The following is a 2,838-nucleotide window of genomic DNA, read 5'->3' as shown; positions in this document are numbered from 1 at the left end:
TACCACTGAGCTACCGGCCCTTAGCGCGGCGCTTTAGAGGCGCCGGGCGAAGCGGCGCGGACCATAGGCGGGCGTCCGCGTCGGGGCAAGACCGGCTGGCGCTTTCCATCGCCCCTGGGCCGAGACTAAGGTGCGCGTATGCGTGCATCCCCCCTGCTCCTCCCCGCCCTGTTCCTGCTCAGCGCCTGCATGACCGCGCCGGCCGACGGATCAGGCCAGATCCAGACCACGTCCGAGGCCAAGCGCGAGAGCATCGAGGGCGCGGTCGCGGCGCCGCTGCGCGATGTGAACCTTCTGCGCACCAAGATTCCCGCCGTGCTGCTGGAGGCGCTGGCCGACCCCTATCAACGCCCTTCGCCCAGCACCTGCGCGCGGCTGGTCGCACTGATCCAGCCGATCAATGAGGCCATGGGCGACGATCTGGACGAACCCGACGACGCCGACCAGAGCGTGCAGGTCCGCGGCCGTGACGCGGCCCTGGGCGCGGTGGCCAGCGCCACCTCCGACATCATTCCGTTCCGCGGTTGGGTGCGAAAGCTGTCCGGCGCCGAGCGTCACGACAACCTCGTGGCCGCCGCGATCACCGCCGGCGGCGTTCGGCGCGCTTATCTGAAGGGACTTGGCGAGGCCAAGGGCTGCAATCCCCCCGCCACACCGTCCCATACCTTGGCCGGCACACCGGTCCCGGAGCAGGGGCTGAAGCCGCGCTACCCGATCCGCTGACGCGCCTTGAAGTCCCGGCGGAAGGCCTCGAAGCGGCCCTCGCTTATGGCCGCGCGCATGGCGGCGGTCAGGGCTTGGAAGTGGGCGATGTTGTGCCAGGACAGCAGAACCTGCCCCAGGATCTCCTGCGCCTTCACCAGATGATGCAGATAGGCCTTGGAGTAGTGGCTTGAGGCTGGGCAGTCGCTGGTCTCGTCCAGAGGGCTGTCGTCCTCCGCGAACCGGGCATTCTTCAGGTTGATCGAGCCCTCCCAGGTCCAGGCCTGGCCGTGGCGGCCGGACCGTGTCGGCAGGACGCAGTCGAACATGTCGACGCCTCTGGCCACGGCTTCCACAAGGTCGATCGGCTTGCCGACGCCCATCAGGTAGCGCGGCCTGTCGCGCGGCAGCATGGCAGGCGCGTAGTCCAGCACCTCGCACATCGCCTCGTGACCCTCGCCGACCGCCAGGCCGCCCAGGGCATAGCCGTCGAAGCCGGTCTCGATCAGCCGCTCGGAGGACTCCTGGCGAAGATGCTGGAAGGTCGAGCCCTGTTGGATGCCGAACAGGGCCTGGGCCTCCCGCTCGCCGAACGCCGCCTTTGAGCGCGCGCCCCAACGGGCCGACAGCCGCATCGCCTCCGCCGCGCGTTGCTCCTCGGCCGGCCACGCCACGCACTCGTCCAGTTGCATGACGATGTCGGATCCCAGCAGGTCAGCTTGGATCTCGATAGACCGCTCAGGCGTCAGGACGTGGCGCGAGCCGTCGATGTGGCTCTGAAAGGCCGCGGCCTCCTCCGTGACCTTGGCGATCTTGGACAGCGACATCACCTGGAAGCCGCCGGAGTCGGTCAGGATGGGTTTGTCCCACCGCATGAACCTGTGCAGCCCGCCCAGTCGCGCCACCCGCTCGGCCGTCGGCCGCAGCATCAGGTGATAGGTGTTGCCCAGGATGATGTCGGCGCCGGTCTGGGCCACCTGTTCGACGGTGAGCGCCTTCACGGTGGCGGCGGTGCCGACCGGCATGAAGGCGGGCGTGCGGATGTCGCCCCGCGCGGTCTTCAGCACCCCCGTCCGGGCCGCGCCGTCCGTGGCGGCGATCACGAAGGGAAAGGCGGCCATCAGGCGGCGCTCCACAGCAGGCTGGCGTCACCATAGGAGTAGAAGCGATAGCCGGTGGCGATGGCGTGGGCGTAGGCCTGCTTCATCGTCTCCTGCCCGGCGAAGGCGCTGACCAGCATGAACAGGGTCGACTTGGGCAGGTGGAAGTTGGTCATCAGCCCGTCGGCGGCGCGAAAGCGATAGCCGGGCGTGATGAAGATGGCCGTCTCGGCGGCGAACGGCCCGATCACCCCGTCCTTGTTCGTGGCGCTCTCCAGCAACCGGAGCGAGGTGGTGCCGACGCAAACGATGCGCCCGCCCGCGGCCTTGGCGGCATTGAGGGTCTGGGCCGTCTCCGCGTCGACCTCGCCGAATTCGGCGTGCATCCGGTGATCGGCCAGGTTCTCCGTCTTGACCGGCAGGAAGGTGCCCGCGCCCACGTGCAACGTGACGAAGGCCAGGCCGACACCCATCCCAGACAGCCGCGCCATCAGCTCCGGCGTGAAGTGCAGGCCGGCGGTCGGGGCGGCGACCGAGCCTTCCTCGTCGGCATAGACCGTCTGGTAGTCGGCGCGGTCACGCTCGTCCTCGCCCCGCTTGGCGGCGATATAGGGCGGCAGCGGCATGGCGCCCCGCTCGGCGATGGCGGCGTCCAGATCGGGGCCGGCCAAGTCGAAGTTGAGCGTCACCTCCCCGCCCTCGCCCTTCTCGGTGAGCGTGGCGTCCAGGGCGCCCAGCAGGCAGGCGCGGTCGGTCATCGAACCGAAATGCACCCGGTCACCGGGCGACAGCCGCTTGCCCGGCCGCATGAAAGCCGTCCAGCGCGAGGGTGAGAGCCGCCGGTGCAAGGTCGCCTCGACCACGATGTCGGAACCCTCCCGCGTGCGCCGGCCCTTCAGCCGCGCCGGAATGACCTTGGTGTCGTTGAACACCAGCACGTCGCCGGCCCGAAGTTGGCCGGCGCACGCGGGAGGGTTCCGACATCGTGGTCGAGGCGACCTTGCACCGGCGGCTCTCACCCTCGCGCTGGACGGCT

At 69.5% G+C, this 2,838-nt stretch carries 2 protein-coding genes and 1 pseudogene; 1 reads left to right on the top strand and 2 read right to left on the bottom strand.

All coding sequences use genetic code 11. The annotated features are described in order from the left end of the window. Positions 1-138 precede the first annotated feature (138 nt). Entirely contained in the window at positions 139-723 is a 585-nt protein-coding gene (locus RMO04_RS15550; RefSeq protein WP_309645682.1) for a hypothetical protein, read from the top strand. Here the strand turns inward: RMO04_RS15550 and tgt are convergent. Beyond that, a complete protein-coding gene (tgt, locus tag RMO04_RS15545) occupies positions 708-1,823 on the bottom strand; it encodes a tRNA guanosine(34) transglycosylase Tgt (protein WP_309645681.1) in 1,116 nt (371 codons plus the stop codon). The two genes, RMO04_RS15550 and tgt, sit on opposite strands and share 16 nt — an antisense overlap. After that, a pseudogene (gene queA / locus RMO04_RS15540) lies at positions 1,823-2,755 on the bottom strand (tRNA preQ1(34) S-adenosylmethionine ribosyltransferase-isomerase QueA); the annotation flags it as partial. The gene tgt and the pseudogene queA, both read right to left, overlap by 1 nt. Between the last annotated feature and the right edge of the window lie 83 nt (positions 2,756-2,838).

Origin of the sequence: Phenylobacterium sp. (assembly GCF_031412415.1) — a bacterium.
Classification (GTDB): domain Bacteria; phylum Pseudomonadota; class Alphaproteobacteria; order Caulobacterales; family Caulobacteraceae; genus Phenylobacterium.
Note: the sequence above shows the minus strand (reverse complement) of the source record. Positions and strands in the feature narration are given on the sequence as shown.